Raw genomic sequence first — 15,137 nt, 5'->3', positions numbered from 1 at the left:
CATTTCCTAACCGTCTTGCTCGGGGAGAGCGCATGAACATCGTTTCCGTCCGCTGGTTGCCGGCCGTTGCCGGCGTCGTCCTTTCCACCGCGGCCTGGCCGTCCGCCGCAGTTGCCCAGCCCACCGTTTCGAGCTACCAGCGCGCGGCACCCGGCGCGGCGCCGGCGGCCGGGGAAGCGCCCGTCTGCGCCGAGGATTTCGACCACGTCGACCGGCTGTACGGCGAGGACGGCTGGCTGCGCTTCAATACCAGCGCGCTGCCGACCGACTGGCCGGCACCCACGGCACGCCGTTGGGACCAGGGCAGCATCCATTCCGGCGCGGTCACCGGCGTGCCCGGGTCGAGCATCACCGCCGAGTACGTCGCCGACAACCACGGCACCGCATCGGTCTGGGCGGTGACGCCGCCGATCGACTTCGGTGCCGGCAACCGCCTGAGCTTCTGGACGCGCAGCCTGCCCGCGCAGTCCGGCAATTTCCTGAACCCGACACCGGCGCCGGACCGCCTCTTCGTGCGGGTGTGCACGGCAATGCCGTGCCTGGACGTCGGCGCCGACGAGGCCGCGGTCGGCGACTTCACGACCGCCGTCCTGGCGATCAACGAGAACCTCGCCTGGCCCGAACAGAGCGACGGCTGGCCGGCGTACCCGTTCTACTGGAGCCGCTACCAGATCGACGACCTGCCGATGTCGGGGACCGGCCGCATCGCCTTCCACTACCACGTCCCGAACTACTGGTGGCCCGACTTCGCCACCTGGCCGAACTGGGGCAGCAACGGCACCCAGGTCAACATCGACGCGGTCGAGCTGCAGGGCGCGGCGCGCTGCCCGTTCCGCCACAACCGGCTGTTCGGCGCGGGCTTCGAACCGACCGCGCCGATGCTGACGCAGAGCGTGGACCCGCGCACGATCACCCATCCGCTCAACATCGGCTGCGCGCTGCAGCCGACGTCGTACCTGCGGCGGTTCGACCTGGCCGGCGTGCCGGTGCTGTCCGGCGTGGCCACCGACACGATCGAGGTCGCCAGCGTCGAGGTGGGCATCGAGCTGGCGCGCAAGAACCAGCACATCAAGACGACGCTGTACACGATTCCGGACGGTGCGCCGCTGACCTACGCCAACCTCACGCCGATCGGTTCGGCGCGTACCCAGGTCTCGATCAGCGACAGCGGAGCGCTCAAGAACCTTCCGGTCGCCGGCCTGATCGAGACGTCGGCCGGCACGCCGGTCGCGGTCGACCTGGTGGTCGAGGTGACGGCCGAGGACGGCCTGGAATTCCTGCTCGGCGCCAACTCGGCCGGCCAGACCGCCCCGAGCTTCCTGGCGGCATCGGGCTGCGGGAATCCCGAACCGACGGACCTGGCGACCGGCGACTTTGGCGGCGGCGTCAACTATCCGGACATCCATCTGATCATGACCGTGAACTTCGAAGATCCGGCCGATCCGGGCACATGAACGCGGCCCCGTGCGCCGCCGGCGGCCGCGCATCGTCCGGCCGCCGGCGCGCCGGCACGCCACGCGCGACCCGCCGTGTCTAGCGGCCTGGTCGCGGCCGTGCCGTGCGCGGCCGTCGAGCGCGACCTGGCCGCGCCGCGGCCCGCGGCTGGACGCGGCCGGCCCGCGCGGCCCAAGATGGCGCCGGTTGCCGGACCCGCGCCGCTGGTGGACGTTCCCGAAGACATCACCCGACTGCTCGACCAGGCCCGCGACGGCGAGCGCGATGCCTGGGCGCGGCTGTTGCGGCGGACCTATGCCGACATCAAGCGGCTGGCGCGGCATCAGCTGGCGCAGGGCGCGACGATGCCGACCCTCAACACCACCGGTCTGGTCAACGAGTGGTACCTGCGCATCGTCGATGCGGGCGATGCGGTGCCGGAGAACCGGCAGCATTTCTTCGCCTTGACGGCCAGGATCATGCGCCAGGTGATCTGCGCCTACGCCCGCGAACGCGCCACCGCCAAGCGCGGCGGCGACCAGCGCCGCGTCGAGCTGGACCAGATCGACCAGGAGATCGGCGAGGAAGCGAACCGTTTCGTCGCCCTCGACCAGGCGCTGACGCGCCTCGCCGTCGAGAACGGGAACATGGTGCGCGTCGTCGAGTGCCGTTTTTTCGCCGGCATGACCGAGACCGAGACCGCCGAAGCCGCCGCGATTCCGTTGCGCACCGTGCAATGGCTGTGGGCGCAGGCGCGCGAGCGCCTGGCCCACATCCTGGAGGCGCCGTGACGACGTTGACCTTCGAACCCGGCGGCGCCTTGCGCAGCCGGCTGGTCTCGTCCCTGCTCGGCGCCGGGCTGGCGCCGCTGGAACCGGGCACGCGCATCGGCCCGTTTCGCGTCGTGCGCGAGATCGGCCAGGGCGGCCTGGGCGTGGTGCATCTGGCCGAACGCGCCGACGGCGCATTCGAGCAGCAGGTGGCGTTGAAGCTGATCGCGCCGGAGGCCGACGCCGACGTCGCCGAGGCGCTGCTCGCGCGCGAGCGGCGGCTGCTGGCGCGGCTGCAGCATCCGAACATCGCGCGGCTCCTCGACGGCGGCCGCAGCGAAACCGGATTGCTGTGGTTCGCGATGGACCACGTCGAGGGCGAGCGCATCGATCGCTGGTGCGATCGCCACCAGTGCGACCTGCGGGCGCGCATCGGCCTGATGCTGGCCGTGTGCGCCGCCGTCGCCTACGCGCATGCGCGGCTGGTGGTCCATCGCGACATCAAGCCGTCCAACATCCTGGTGGACGCCGACGGCGTGCCCAAGCTGCTGGACTTCGGAATCGCGGCGGCCCTGGACGACGCCAGCGACGATCCGGCCCGGCGCGCCGCGACACCCGGCTATGCGAGCCCCGAGCAGCATCGCGGCGACCCCGCCGGCGTGGCCCAGGACATCTACCAGCTCGGCCGCCTGCTCGCCGCGCTGCTGGAGCGAACCCCGGCGCGCTCGCGCCGCGCCGATGTCGAGGCGGTGTGCCGCCGCGCGACCGCCGCCCAGGCCGAGGCGCGCTATGCCAATGTCGAAGGCTTCGCCGCCGACCTGCGCGCCCTGGTCGAGCACCGTCCGGTCGCCGCCCGCCGCGGCGGATCGCTGCATCGGTTCGGCCTGCTGGTACGGCGCCACCGGCTCGGCACGATCGGCCTGTTCGCGGCCGGCCTGGTGCTGGTCGCGACGATCGGCTATTTCCTCTGGAACCTGGACCTGGCGCGCGACCGCGCCGAGCGCGAGGCGCGCACGGCCCGCCGGGTCAGCGGTTTCCTGGCCAGCGTGTTCGAGCAGGCCGATCCGGCGCGCAATCGCGGCGTCCGGCCGGATGTCGACACCTTGCTGGCCGAGGGGGCCCGGCGCATCGAGACCGAACTGGCCGACGAGCCGGCCGTGATGGGCGAACTGCTGACGACCCTGGCGACCGTCTATCTCAAGCTCAACGACAACCATGCCGCGCAACCGCTGCTGGACCGCGCCGTCGCGCTGGCCGAGCACGACCCGGAGCTTCCGTCCTCGGTCCGCGCGCAGCGCTACTGGCTGCAGGCGATGGCGCTGCGGCAGACCGACCGCGACCGGGCCGCTGCGCTGCTGGAGCGCGCGCAGGCGGTGATCGGCGACGCCACGCCCGAAGAGGCCGGCCTGCACAACCGCATCCTGCATGCGCAAGCGATGCTGGACAGCGCGGCGGGCCGCAAGGACCGCATGGTCGCGCGGCTGCACGAAGCACTGGCGCACGGACGACGCCACCTGCCGGAAGGCGACCCGGGCACCACCGCCAACCTGCTGAGCCTCGGCCAGGAACTGATCGGCACCGACCGCGGCGACGAAGCGCTGGACCTGCTCGAGGAGGCACTGCGTCGGGCCCGCGAGTTCCAGGGTGAGCGACACCCGTACACGGTATACGCGCAGTCGATGCTGGCCTCGGCGCTCGAGGCGCAGGGCCGCAGCAGCGAGGCCGAGGCATTGATGGGCCAGGTGCTGGTCGCGACGCGCGAGCTGTTCGGCGAGCGGTCCGGCAACTACGCGGTCCAGCTCAACCAGCAGGCCGGCCTGCTCCTGCGCCGCGGTGATCCGAAGGCCGCCGAGCCGCCGCTGCGCCAGGCGCTGGCGATCGGCGAGGCGCTGTCGGCCGAGAACGACCTGGCCAGCGTCGATACGCTGCAACTGCTCGGCGACGCGCTGCTGGCGCAGGGCGACGCGCCCGGCGCCGAGGCCGCCTACCGCCGCATGCTCGAACGCAACCGCGAAGGACGTCACGCGCAGGAAGCCGACGTCGGCCAGCGCTCGCTCAAGCTCGCGCAAGCGCTGGCCGCGCAGGAGCGCTGCGACGAGGCCGCCGCCGCTCTCGCCACGGCACGCCGGCGCGCAGCCACGGTTCCGGCGCCGCCCTCGCTCCAGTCGGAACTCGCGGTGCCGCTGCGCGGCTGCGATCGCTGACCGGCGGACGCGGGAGGATCGCGCGTGCGTGAGCCGCGGCGTTCCCGGGCCGGGGCCGGCGGGGCTGGCGGTCAGCGGCGCGCCAGGCGCGCCAGGGCGTCACGCGTGGACGCCTGCGGCGCGTAGCCCAGGTCGCGGCGTGCGGCGGCGATGTTGAACCAGGCGTTGCGGTTGACGAGGTTGAGCAGGAACGGTTCCAGCAGCGGCTGCCGGCCGCCGGGCAGGCGCCGGCGCAGGCCGGCACTGGCCGCCAGCCAGTGCGCCAGCTGCGGCGAGAGCCGGCGCGTCGGAAGCGCCAGTCCGTGCGCGCGCAGCAGCGCCGCGAGCAGGGCCTCGATGCTGATCGGCTCGCCGTCGCTGACGAAATAGCTGCGGCCGGCGATCGCCGCATCCGGTTCCAGGCGCTCGACCGCGAGCGCATGGGCCAGTGCCGCATTCTCGACGTGGCAGCAGTCGATGCGGTTGGCGGGACTGGCCGTCAGGCGCAGGCGGCCGCGGCGCGCCAGGTCGATCAGGCGCGGCGTCACGCGTGCTTCCTCGGGCGCCCACAGCAGGCCGGGCCGCAGCGCGACCGTCGCCAGCGCCTCGCCGTTGGCGGCCAGCACGCGCTGTTCGGCCAGCGCCTTGGCGTGCGGGTAGGCGGCCGGCCAGCGCGGCGGATACGGCAGTGTTTCGCCACCGCCGTTGATGTCGTGCACGCCGACCACCACGCTGGCGCACGAGGTGAACACCAGGCGGCGCACGCCGGCCAGCTCGGCGGCGGCCAGCACGACGTCGGTGGCGGCGACGTTGGCCTCGTAGCAGGCCTCGATGGCCGCCAGCGGATCGGCGTTGCCGGCGACGTGGACGATCGCATCGCAGCCGTTGGCGATGGCGATGACGGTGTCCAGCGATTCGGTCGTGCCTTCCCATTGCTCGACGCCGAGCGCGTCCAGCGGCGGCTGCGGCGTGCGTACCAGCGCGCGTACCAGGTGGCCGCGGTCGACCAGCTGGCGCGCGATCGCACGTCCGAGCAGACCGCCGGCACCGGTAAGCAGGATCTGCATGGTCGTGTGTCCCCGGGGACGCAGGCGACGGCCTGCGGACGGCACACTTTAACGATTCGCTCAGCTCCTGCGGACTAAGTTCATCACATTCTTCCTTGGGGATCGGCCGATGCGCTTCGTGGCAATGCTGTTGCTGCTGCTGGGCTTGAGCGCGCACGCGCAGGAGATCAGCGGTACCACCGCGTCGGGCGTCTGGTATCGCATCGCGGTACCCGCGGGCTGGCAGGCCGGCGGACCGCTGGTGCTCTACCAGCACGGGTTCAATTTCTCGGAGGCCGACGGCCCGCCGTCGCTGGGGCCGCTGCGCGACGTCATGCTCTCGCAGGGCTATGCGGTCGCCGCCTCGGCCTATGCCCAGCGCGGCTGGGCGGTGTTCACGGCGATCGAGGACAACCGCGAGCTGCTCGCGCTCTTCACCGAGGAGTACGGCGCGCCCGGCGAGATCGTGCCGTTCGGTGGTTCGCTCGGCGGCCTGCTGGCGCTCAAGCTGGCCGAGACGCCGGGACTGCCGCCGGTTCGCGGCGCCTATGCGCTGTGTCCGGCGGCGGCCGGCTCGCGTCTCTGGGATCACGCGATCGACATGCGCCTGGCCTACGACGTGGTCTGCGACGGATCCGGCCGCCTGCCGCGAGGGCCCCAGCCGCTGCCGTGGGCGCTCGACCTCGGCGACATCCCTGCCGACATCGAGGACCTGGAGAACCAGGTCGAGGTGCTGCGGGCACTGATCCCGCTCAACCAGTGCACCGGCGTCAACCTGCCCGAGCCCTTGCGCAGCAGCGGCATGAAGCGGCGGCTGGCGCAGCTGATGGCGGTGGCCGGGACCGATGACGAGACGTTCTTCATCACCAACATGGCCTACGCGATCTATGCGCTGAGCGACGTGGTGCGCGCGCCCGACAAGATGGCCGGGCGCAATCCGCTGGCCACCCGCGGCGTCGCCTATGCCGACCCGGCGATCGAGACCGGCATCGCGCGCGTCGACGCCGATCCGCTGGCCGCGCTGTCGCTGCGCTGGGCATCGGATTTCCGCGGTGCGGTGGGCAGCGCCAAGGTGCTCTCGCTGCACACCAGCGACGACCAGCTCGTGGTGCCGGCCAATCAGGACGTGCTGCGGCGGCACCTGCCGGCCGGCCAGCTCGTCAGCGCGATCGTGGCCGAGCAGGCACCGAGTCATTGCGGCTTTTCCACGGCGGAAGGACTGGCCGGCTGGGAGGCGCTGCGCGCCTGGATGGCCGGCGGCGATCGCCCGCAGGTCGCCGACCTGCAGCAGCGGTGCCAGGCCCTGGCCACGGCGGGTGCCGACGGCGATTGCCGCTTCGATCCGCAGGCCTCGGTGCCGGCCCTGGACGCGGTGATCCCGCCGCGGCCGGCGGCCACGGCGATCGACGCACGCTACAGCGGCTTGTGGTTCGATCCGTCGCGTGCCGGCGAGGGTATCTATCTGGAGATCCTCGATGCGCCGCGTGCGCACGTGTACTTCTACACGTACCCGGGACAAGGCGTGGCGGGCGACCAGGCGTGGTTGAACGGCGTCGGCACCGTGGTCGACGGCGGCATCGTGTTCGACCAGGTCACGCGGCCGGTACGCCAGGCCGGCGGCGATGGCGGCCAGCAGTTCGTGCACGAGCCCTGGGGCCGCATCCTGATCAGCTTCGACGGCTGCGACCGCGGCCGCATGCGCTGGGAAGGCCCGGAAGGCTGGGGCAGCGGCGAGGTCGCGCTGACGCGGTTGAGCGCGCTGGAGGGCCTGAACTGCGATGCGGCGCCCGCGGCGCCGCCGCAGACCAGCGGGGCCTGGTTCGACCCGGCGTTCACCGGCAGCGGCTTCCTGATCCAGCAGCTGGGCCACGGACGCAGCTGGATCGGCTGGTTCGACGCCGGCGCCGACGGCGTGCAGACCTGGGCCGAGGGCACGATCGAGCCGGGCGCGTCGCAGCTGACGCTGTTCAACCGTGCCGGCACCCGGTTCGGTGCCGGGTTCGATGCCAGCCAGCTGGTGCTGGCGCCCTGGGGCGAGGTGCCGGTGCTGGAGGTGTCCTGTGGCGATCGCGGCCGCGCCGAGCTACGGCCGCGGCCCGGTCAGCTGCCCGTGCCGGCGACGCTGGACCTCACGCGCCTGACACGGCCGCTCGGCACCCCGGACTGTCCGCCGTAACGCGATCGGCTTTTCGGAAGCCGCGGCGTCAGGTCCGCTGACCGGCGCCGCGGCGAGACGGGCAGCCGGTACCGGCCGGCGCCGTCACGCGGTCTTCGCCGGTCCCTGCCGCAGCAGGTGCGCCTGCAGGTGGGTCCAGGCGATGCCCAGCAGCGGCGCGGCGACGCCGAGCGCGGCCGCGCGGTGCACGAGGTCGCCGACGATGTGCGCAGCCTCGATGCGCTGGTGCGATTCGAGGTCGCGCAGCATCGATGCCGTCAGCGGCGAGCCGGTTTGGGTCAGCGCGCCCAGCGCGGTGGCCTGGACCGTTTCGGAGATCGCCTGTCCGGCGGCCCGGGCCACCTCGACGCATTCGGCGTACAGCGCCCGCACGAACGCCTCGCCGCCGTCGGTCGCGACGATCACGCCGATGCTCGCGCGCATCAGGCAGGTCGCGGCCGCGAGCGTCGTGAGGAACGAGTACTTGACCCACAGTTCGTGGTGGATGTCCTGGGCGTGCACCGCATCGAAGGACGCCGGCGCGAAAGCCTCGGCGATCGCGAGGCAGCGCGGGCTGTCGTGCGGGCCGCTGCGCTCGCCGAACGTGATCGACGCCACCGGCCCCAGGTGCAGGATCTCGCCATCGCCGCCCTTGGCGGCGCTGATGAAGCACAGGCCGCCGAGCATCCGCGCACTGCCGAAGCGCGCATCCAGAGCGTCGTAGTGCAGCAGGCCGTTGAGCAGGGGCAGGACGTCCGCACCGGCTTCCACCGCGGGCGCGATCGCCTCGATCGAGGCGTCCAGGTCGTAGGCCTTGCAGCTGAGCAGTACCAGGTCGTAGCGGCGCGCCGCGACATCGGCCGGCAGGTCCTCGGCCGTCACGCAGCGCACCGCCAGGTCGGCGTTGCCGACCGGGCTGCGGATGCGCAGTCCTTCCACGGCCAGTGCGCGTGCACGCGCCGGCCGGACCAGGAAACTCACGTCCGCGCCGGCTTGCGCCAGGCGGCCGCCGAAGTAGCCGCCGGTACCGCCGGCGCCGAGCACGAGCATTCTCATCGTTCAGATCGTCCGGCAGGGGGCGCTGCGCCCCGGTCGCCGGTCAGGATAGCGAGCGTCCTGTCCGTCTGCCACGGCGCCGGGCGGGATCGGCCGGGTGCTACGGAGTCTTGAACTCGCGCAGGAAGCGGTCGGCTTCCTGGGTGGCCTTGCGGATGTCGCCGCGCAGGCGGTCGGCATCGGCCTGGATGCGCGGCAGCTCGTCCTTGATCGCGCCGATCGCGACGGCGTTGAGGTTGTGCTTGAGGTACAGCACCTGGTCGTTGAGCGCGGCCAGGGCCGGCTTGAAGCTGGCTTCGGCGCGACGCATCGCCTGGCGCACGGTTTCGTAGCGGGCGCGCGTGCGATCCAGCTGGCCCTTGGATCGCGCGCGCAGGCCGGCATCCTGGTACTGCGTCAGTTCCTTCGTCCATTCGCGGAACAGCGCATCGGCGACCGACTCCACTGCACCGATGCGTTCGCTCATCGTCGCCGCGCGGGCCTGCGCGACATCCAGCTCACCCTTGAGCTTCTGGTAGGTGGCTTCGAGGTTGCCGCCGTCGAACGCGACTACCGAGCGGAACTGCTCGAGCGCGTCGACATAGGCCTGTTCGGCCTCGCCCTGCGAGGCGCGGGCCGCCGCGATGCGATCCACCAGCACGTCGCGCTTGGCGATGCCGAACTTCTCCAGGGTGCCGTAGTAGGCGCTCTGACAGGCGGCGAGCAGCGCGAAGAGCGCGATCAGCGCAACGGCACGACGGGCTGCGGACATGGCGGCTCTCGATGCGGGATTGCCAGCGACGGCCGGCGAGCCCGGGCGTCCGCCCCGCGGCGTGCCGCGGCGACGTGAAACGCGCGGCTGGCGCGAGGCGACGTCACTTGATCGGGTAGGTCTCGGTCGCGCCCTGCGGTGGGCGTTCGGCAGGCCGGTCCGTCGCCGGCCGGGCGACGGCGGGCCCGCACCGGTAGGCGGCCCAGCTCTGCGCGCCGTCGCGCGGATCGCCGAGCGGGCGGATCGTATCGGCCTGGAGGCCGGCGGCCTCGTTGCGCGCCATGACTTCCAGCTCGTCGCGGACCTTGAGGTTGCTGCGATCGACGGGGCCGACGCGGTCGAGCACCGAGACGGTGACCTTGCCGCGCTCGGTGCAGCCGCTGACGTTGCCGTCCCAGGCCACGCGCACGTTGCGGCCGCCGGCATCGAGCTTGATGCCCCAGCTGCAGCCGGCCAGCACGGCGCCGCACAGCAGCGCCGAAACACCCATCTTCATCAGGTTCTCCCGCACGGTTTGCCCGCCGCCGCGACTCGTGCGAGCGCGGCGGTGGGCTTCCGGATCAGCGTAGCACCTTGCCGTCGGCGTCGATGACCTTCACCTCGCCGAGCTTCAGGTCGCGGACAGGCTGCTCGATCTTCGACAGGTCGCCGACGATGACCCAGGTCAGCGCGTCGGCGCGGTACAGCGCCTTGGCGGTCGCCTGCACCTTCGCGTCGTCCAGCCCTTCGAGCTTCTGCTTGAGCGTGGCCACGTAGTCGTCCGGGCGACCGTAGAGCTGGTTGCCGACCAGGGCGGTCAGCACGGCGCTGGTCGCCTCGTAGGCTCCGGGCAGGGCGCGGACGCGCTGCTCCTTGATCTTGTCGATCTCGGCCTGGGTGAGCGGCTTGTCACCGGCGATCTGACGCACTTCCTTGAGCACCTCGGCGGCCGATTCGGCCGTCTTGTCGGTCTGGACCGAGGCGTACATCATCAACGGGCGTTGCCCGATGGCGTCCTGGATCATGCTCGACGCGCCATAGGCCCAGCGCTTGTCCTCGCGCAGGTTCATGTTGAGGCGCGAGGTGAACGTCCCGCCGAACGCGCCGTTGGCGGTCTGGACTTCCAGGTACTCGGGTGCGCGGGTCGAGGGCGCGAGCAGGCCGGCCATGATCAGCGACTGCGGCGAGTCCTTGCGGTCGATCAGGAACACGCGCGGCTTGGCCTGCGCCTTCACCGTCGCGATGTTCTTCTTCGGTATCGCGCCGCTCGGCGCCTGCCAGTCGCCGAAGACCCGGTCGAGCTCGGGAATGATCGCCTCGAGCGAGGTATCGCCGGCGACGATGATGCGGGCGTTGTCCGGCCGGTAGAAATCACGATGGAAGGCGGCCAGGTCCGCCGGCGTCAGCGAACGGATCGCTTCTTCGGTGCCGCTGCCGGTGAACGGGATGCCGTAGGCGTGGCCGGCGCCGTACAGCAGCGGCGGCAGGCTGCGCATCGCCAGGCTGTTGGGCTGGGTCTTCTCCTGCGCGATGCCGGCCAGCCATTGGGCGCGGATGCGATCGACGTCCGCCTCGCGGAATGCCGGATTGCGCACGACGTCGGCGAACAACTCCAGCGAGGGCTTGAGCTGGCCGTTGAGCGCGTTCAGGCCGATCGAGGAACTGTCCAGGCCGGCGCCGCCGCCGATGCGCGCGCCCAGGCGTTCCTTGCGCTTGGCCACTTCGATCGAGTCGAGCGTCTGGGTGCCTTCGTCGAGCATGGCCGCGGTGAAGCTGGCGGTGCCGAGCTTGCGCCCCTGGTCGGCCGCATAGCCGGCGTCGAACTGCAGCTGGATCTGCGTGACCGGGATCGTGTGTCGCTCGGCCAGCACCACCTCGATGCCGTTCTTGAGCTTGCCGCGCTGGACCTTCGGGAAGCTCAGGTCCGGGAAGGCGGTCACCTTCGGAAGGCCCTGCGTGCGGTCGAGGTCGCTGGCGACGGTGCGGTACTCGGCCTTCGCCGGTGCCACCGGCGCCGGCTTGCCCTCGGCTGCCGGCAGGCCCTTGACGGCCTTGTCCTCGGCGGCGAGGTCGGCGTCGGGCTTGGCCGGCACCACGGTCAGCGTGTAGTCGCCCTTGGCCAGCCAGCGGTTGGCCGCGGCCTTGACGCTGGCCAGGGTCGCCGCCTCGATGCGTGCCAGGTCGGTCTTGTAGGCGGCCGGGTCGCCGCGATAGACCTGGCCTTCGGCCAGGATCGTCGCCTTGCCGCCGAAGCCGCCGACTTTCTCCAGGCCGCGGACGAAGCCGGAGGTGATGCCGGTCTTGGCGCGTTCCAGCTCGTCCGCGGTCGGTCCCTCGGCGAGGAACTTGGCCCATTCCTCGGCGATGACCGCCTCGACCTTGGCCGGCTCGACCCCGTTCTTGACGTCGGCGGTCAGCATGAACAAGCCGGCGAGGTTGAAGGCCTGCGCGCCGGCGGACACGTCGTCGACCAGCTTGTCCTGGTAGACCAGGCGCTGGTAGAGCCGCGAGGTCTTGCCGCCGCCGAGCACCGAGCCGGCCAGTTCCAGCAGCGGCGCGTCGGCATCGCTGAGCGTGGGCATGTTCCAGGTGCGGTAGATGCGCGTCTGCGCGACGTGGTCCTGCTGCGTACCGCGCGTGGAGGTGGTGCGCGGCGCCGCCCAGGCCTGCTGGCGCGGCACCGGCGGGCCGGCGGGAATGTCGCCGAAGAACTTCAGCGCCTTTTCGCGCGCCACGTCGGGCGTGATGTCGCCGGCCAGCACCAGCGTGGTGTTGGTGGCGCCGTAGTAGTCACGGAACCACTGCTTGACGTCGTCGAGCGAGGCGGCTTCGAGGTCTTCCATCGAGCCGATCGTCGAATGCTGGTACGGGTGGTTGGCCGGGAACGCGTTCAGCAGGATGTTCTCGTAGACGCGGCCATACGGGCGGTTCTCGCCCTGGCGCTTCTCGTTCTGCACGACGCCGCGCTGGGTGTCGAGTTCTTCCTGGCCGATCGCGCCGAGCAGATGGCCCATGCGGTCCGACTCCATCCACAGCGCCATGTCCAGCGCGGTGGTCGGCACGGTCTGGAAGTAGTTGGTCCGGTCGAACCAGGTCGTGCCGTTCATGTCGGTGGCGCCGACGCGCTCGAACGGCTCGAAGTAGGTGCCCTTGCGGTGCTCCGAGCCGGAGAACATCAGGTGCTCGAACAGGTGCGCAAAGCCGGTCTTGCCGGTGGGCTCGTCGGCCGAACCGACGTGGTACCAGACGCTGACCGCGACCACGGGCGCCTTGTGGTCCTCGTTGACGACGACGGTCAACCCGTTGGGCAACGTGAAGCGGGTATAGGGAATGTCGATCACGTCGGCCACCGGTTGGGCGGAAGCGGCAAGGCTGGCCACCAGAAAGCCGGCGGCGATGGCGGGGCGAAACGATCTGCGCATGAAAGCTCCTCGTCGGACGAAAGGCCGATCGCCGATGACCGCGGCGCCGGCGAACCAGCGGACGGTAGAAGAACGGCGGGCCAGGGGGATCGGCCAATGGTACCGGATCGACTGCGGGCGACCGGCCAAGTTCACCGGGGCGGGACCGGGTGCGGCCGCGCGGCACTGTCCGCGTTCTCGCCGATGGACGTCGGATCGGACAGATCACCGCCGAATGAAATTACAAACTGTTGTTTTACATGTAATTTATTGTTGGCACGCCTATTGCTTTATCTGGTCTGCGGGGCAGCCGCCCCATTCGTAGACAGGAGAAAAACCATGAAAACCGAACTGTTCGTTCTGCGGGGTCTGTTCTTGATCGCCATGGCGACCGTCGTCACCGGCTTCGGCAGCTTCGTCCGCGCGGTGGAAGCCCCGGCCGCCCATGTGGTCCAGGCGTCGTCGGCCGATGCCGGTGCGGTACGCGCGGGCTGATCCGGCACCGATCGGATCGGCCCTCTCGTCCGTGAGCCTCCTCGGTCCTTTCGCTCGCCGCGGCACGCGCTGTTTCGCGCATGCCCGCCGCCGGGTATGCACGGCATCGGCCCGTGCAAGGCGCCGGCCGGGCGCTGCGTTAGGACACGTGCGGACGTTCCGCAACCGCCGTTCGACCGTCACGGTCGCCATCGCGCCGTCGACCGGTATCGCCGTCGACCGGTATCGCCGTCGATCGCAGTTCGGCCGTCGCGGCATTCCCGGGTCCGGCGCCGGGCCGCGCAACGAGCCTTTCATCCGGATAGCGCGCTGTCCGCGGCCGCGGCCGTCTCGCGCATAATGCGCCGGTGCTGCGCGTCGTCCTCTACCAGCCCGAAATTCCACCCAATACCGGCAACGTCATTCGCCTTTGCGCCAACAGCGGCGCCGAGCTGCATCTGATCCGGCCGCTGGGCTTCACGCTGGACGATGCCAGGCTGCGCCGCGCCGGGCTGGACTATCACGAGTACGCGCGGCTCGCCGTCCACGACGACCTGGACGCCTTTCTTGCGGCGGTCGCACCGCCACGCGTGTTCGCGCTTTCCACGCGTGGCAGCGCGCGCTACGACCAGACCACCTTCGGCGCCGGCGACGCCGTGCTGTTCGGCCCGGAGACGCGCGGCCTGCCGCAGGCCGTCCTCGACGGCGTACCGCCGGAGCGGCGAATGCGCCTGCCGATGCGGCCCGGAAACCGCAGCCTGAACCTGTCCAACGCCGTGGCCGTGGTGGTCTACGAGGCCTGGCGCCAGGCCGGATACGAAGGCGCGGATTGAGAAGGCCTGCGGCGGCGCGTTCGCGGCGCGCCGCGGGACACGGCTAGGGGAATTCGGGCTTCTGCTCGCGGGCCAGCAGCATGCGCATGCCTTCTTCGGGCGTGATCTCGCCGTGCAGCACGCGCTGGACGCCCTCGCTGATCGGCAGCTCGATCGCATGCTCGCGGGCCAGCCGCATCACGGTGTCGACGGTGACGATCGATTCGACCACCTGGCCGATCTCCTTGACCGCTTCGGCGATCGGCACGCCGCGACCGAGCGCGAGGCCCAGCCGCCGGTTGCGCGAGAGGTCGCCGGTGCAGGTGAGGACGAGGTCGCCGAGGCCGGACAGCCCCATCAGCGTCTCGGCGCGGGCACCGAGCGCGGCGCCCAGGCGCAGCATCTCGCTCATGCCACGGGTGATGAGCCCGGCACGCGCGTTGAGGCCCAGCTGCATGCCGTCGGCGACGCCGGTCGCCACCGCCAGCACGTTCTTCATCGCCCCGCCGAGTTCCGCGCCGAGCACGTCGGCACCGGTGTAGGCGCGCAGCAGCGGCGAATGCAGCAGCTGCGCGATGGCCTGCGCGTAGGCCGGATCGTCGGCATGGACGGTGACGGCGGTCGGCAGGCCGCGGGCGACTTCACGGGCGAACGACGGTCCGGTCACGACCGCCGCCGGATGGGCCGGGAAGCGCTCGGCCACCAGCTCGTGCAGGAAGCGCCCGGAGTCCGGATCGAACCCCTTGGTCGCCCAGACGATGCCGGCGCTCGGTGCGATCCAGGGCGCGATCCGGTCGAGCGTATCGGCGAAGGCGTGGCTCGGCACGACGATCAGCACGGTGCCGGCGTCGCGCACCGTGGTCTCCAGCGCGGCCGACAGCTGCAATGCGTCGGGAAACGGCAGGTCCGGCAGGTAGCGCGCATTGCTGCGCGCTGCCGCCATCTCGACGACCGACGCGGCCGTCCGGCCCCAGAGCGTGGTCGGCACGCCGTTGCGTGCCAGCAGCACGGCCAGCGCCGTGCCCCACGAGCCGGCGCCGATGACCGCGACCGGCGTGGTATCCGTCATCGCGCGA

General features: G+C 71.4%; 12 protein-coding genes. 6 read left to right on the top strand and 6 right to left on the bottom strand.

The window, feature by feature from the left end; translation table 11 throughout:
- Positions 1-32 precede the first annotated feature (32 nt).
- From I596_RS17570 to I596_RS17560, 3 genes are all read left to right on the top strand, one after another.
- Positions 33-1,454, top strand: a complete 1,422-nt coding sequence (locus I596_RS17570; protein ID WP_067650989.1) for a choice-of-anchor J domain-containing protein — start codon at positions 33-35, stop codon at positions 1,452-1,454.
- Positions 1,455-1,661: 207 nt separating this feature from the next.
- Positions 1,662-2,225 (top strand): ECF-type sigma factor, encoded by a 564-nt coding sequence (locus I596_RS17565; protein WP_067652256.1) that lies wholly within the window; start codon positions 1,662-1,664, stop codon positions 2,223-2,225.
- The gene (locus I596_RS17560; protein ID WP_067650986.1) at positions 2,222-4,408 is read left to right on the top strand and encodes a serine/threonine-protein kinase; all 2,187 of its coding nucleotides are present in this window, start codon (positions 2,222-2,224) and stop codon (positions 4,406-4,408) included. The genes I596_RS17565 and I596_RS17560 overlap by 4 nt, the downstream gene beginning before the upstream one ends.
- A gap of 71 nt (positions 4,409-4,479) precedes the next feature.
- Here the strand turns inward: I596_RS17560 and I596_RS17555 are convergent, their stop codons facing one another.
- The gene (locus I596_RS17555; protein WP_067650983.1) at positions 4,480-5,454 is read right to left on the bottom strand and encodes an NAD-dependent epimerase/dehydratase family protein; all 975 of its coding nucleotides are present in this window, start codon (positions 5,452-5,454) and stop codon (positions 4,480-4,482) included.
- Positions 5,455-5,563: 109 nt separating this feature from the next.
- Between I596_RS17555 and I596_RS17550 the strand changes: the two genes are divergently transcribed.
- Positions 5,564-7,609 carry a hypothetical protein gene (locus I596_RS17550; RefSeq protein ID WP_067650980.1) on the top strand — a complete coding sequence of 682 codons (2,046 nt, stop codon included), beginning with the start codon at positions 5,564-5,566 and terminating at the stop codon, positions 7,607-7,609.
- Between the two features lie 84 nt (positions 7,610-7,693).
- On the opposite strand, the gene panE is transcribed toward I596_RS17550, so the two are convergent.
- From panE to I596_RS17530, 4 genes are all read right to left on the bottom strand, one after another.
- A complete protein-coding gene (gene panE, locus I596_RS17545; RefSeq protein WP_067650977.1) occupies positions 7,694-8,644 on the bottom strand; it encodes a 2-dehydropantoate 2-reductase in 951 nt (316 codons plus the stop codon).
- Positions 8,645-8,744: 100 nt separating this feature from the next.
- Positions 8,745-9,395, bottom strand: a complete 651-nt coding sequence (locus tag I596_RS17540; protein ID WP_067650974.1) for a DUF2959 family protein — start codon at positions 9,393-9,395, stop codon at positions 8,745-8,747.
- A 103-nt stretch (positions 9,396-9,498) separates the two neighbouring features.
- Positions 9,499-9,891, bottom strand: coding sequence for a DUF4156 domain-containing protein (locus tag I596_RS17535; RefSeq protein WP_067650971.1), 393 nt, complete (start codon positions 9,889-9,891; stop codon positions 9,499-9,501).
- 64 nt (positions 9,892-9,955) lie between these two features.
- Positions 9,956-12,796: a M16 family metallopeptidase gene (locus tag I596_RS17530; protein ID WP_067650968.1), complete on the bottom strand. Its 2,841-nt coding sequence runs from the start codon at positions 12,794-12,796 to the stop codon at positions 9,956-9,958.
- A gap of 318 nt (positions 12,797-13,114) precedes the next feature.
- Between I596_RS17530 and I596_RS18860 the strand changes: the two genes are divergently transcribed.
- Entirely contained in the window at positions 13,115-13,270 is a 156-nt protein-coding gene (locus tag I596_RS18860) for a hypothetical protein (RefSeq protein WP_190278943.1), read from the top strand.
- A gap of 347 nt (positions 13,271-13,617) precedes the next feature.
- Positions 13,618-14,082 carry a tRNA (uridine(34)/cytosine(34)/5-carboxymethylaminomethyluridine(34)-2'-O)-methyltransferase TrmL gene (gene trmL / locus I596_RS17525; protein WP_067650965.1) on the top strand — a complete coding sequence of 155 codons (465 nt, stop codon included), beginning with the start codon at positions 13,618-13,620 and terminating at the stop codon, positions 14,080-14,082.
- 43 nt (positions 14,083-14,125) lie between these two features.
- On the opposite strand, the gene I596_RS17520 is transcribed toward trmL, so the two are convergent.
- Complete coding sequence (locus I596_RS17520; RefSeq protein ID WP_067650963.1) at positions 14,126-15,130, bottom strand: NAD(P)H-dependent glycerol-3-phosphate dehydrogenase; 1,005 nt, start codon at positions 15,128-15,130, stop codon at positions 14,126-14,128.
- Positions 15,131-15,137: the final 7 nt, after the last annotated feature.

It is taken from the genome of Dokdonella koreensis DS-123 (assembly GCF_001632775.1).
GTDB lineage: Bacteria > Pseudomonadota > Gammaproteobacteria > Xanthomonadales > Rhodanobacteraceae > Dokdonella > Dokdonella koreensis.
This window is presented reverse-complemented; position numbering and strand designations above follow the sequence as displayed.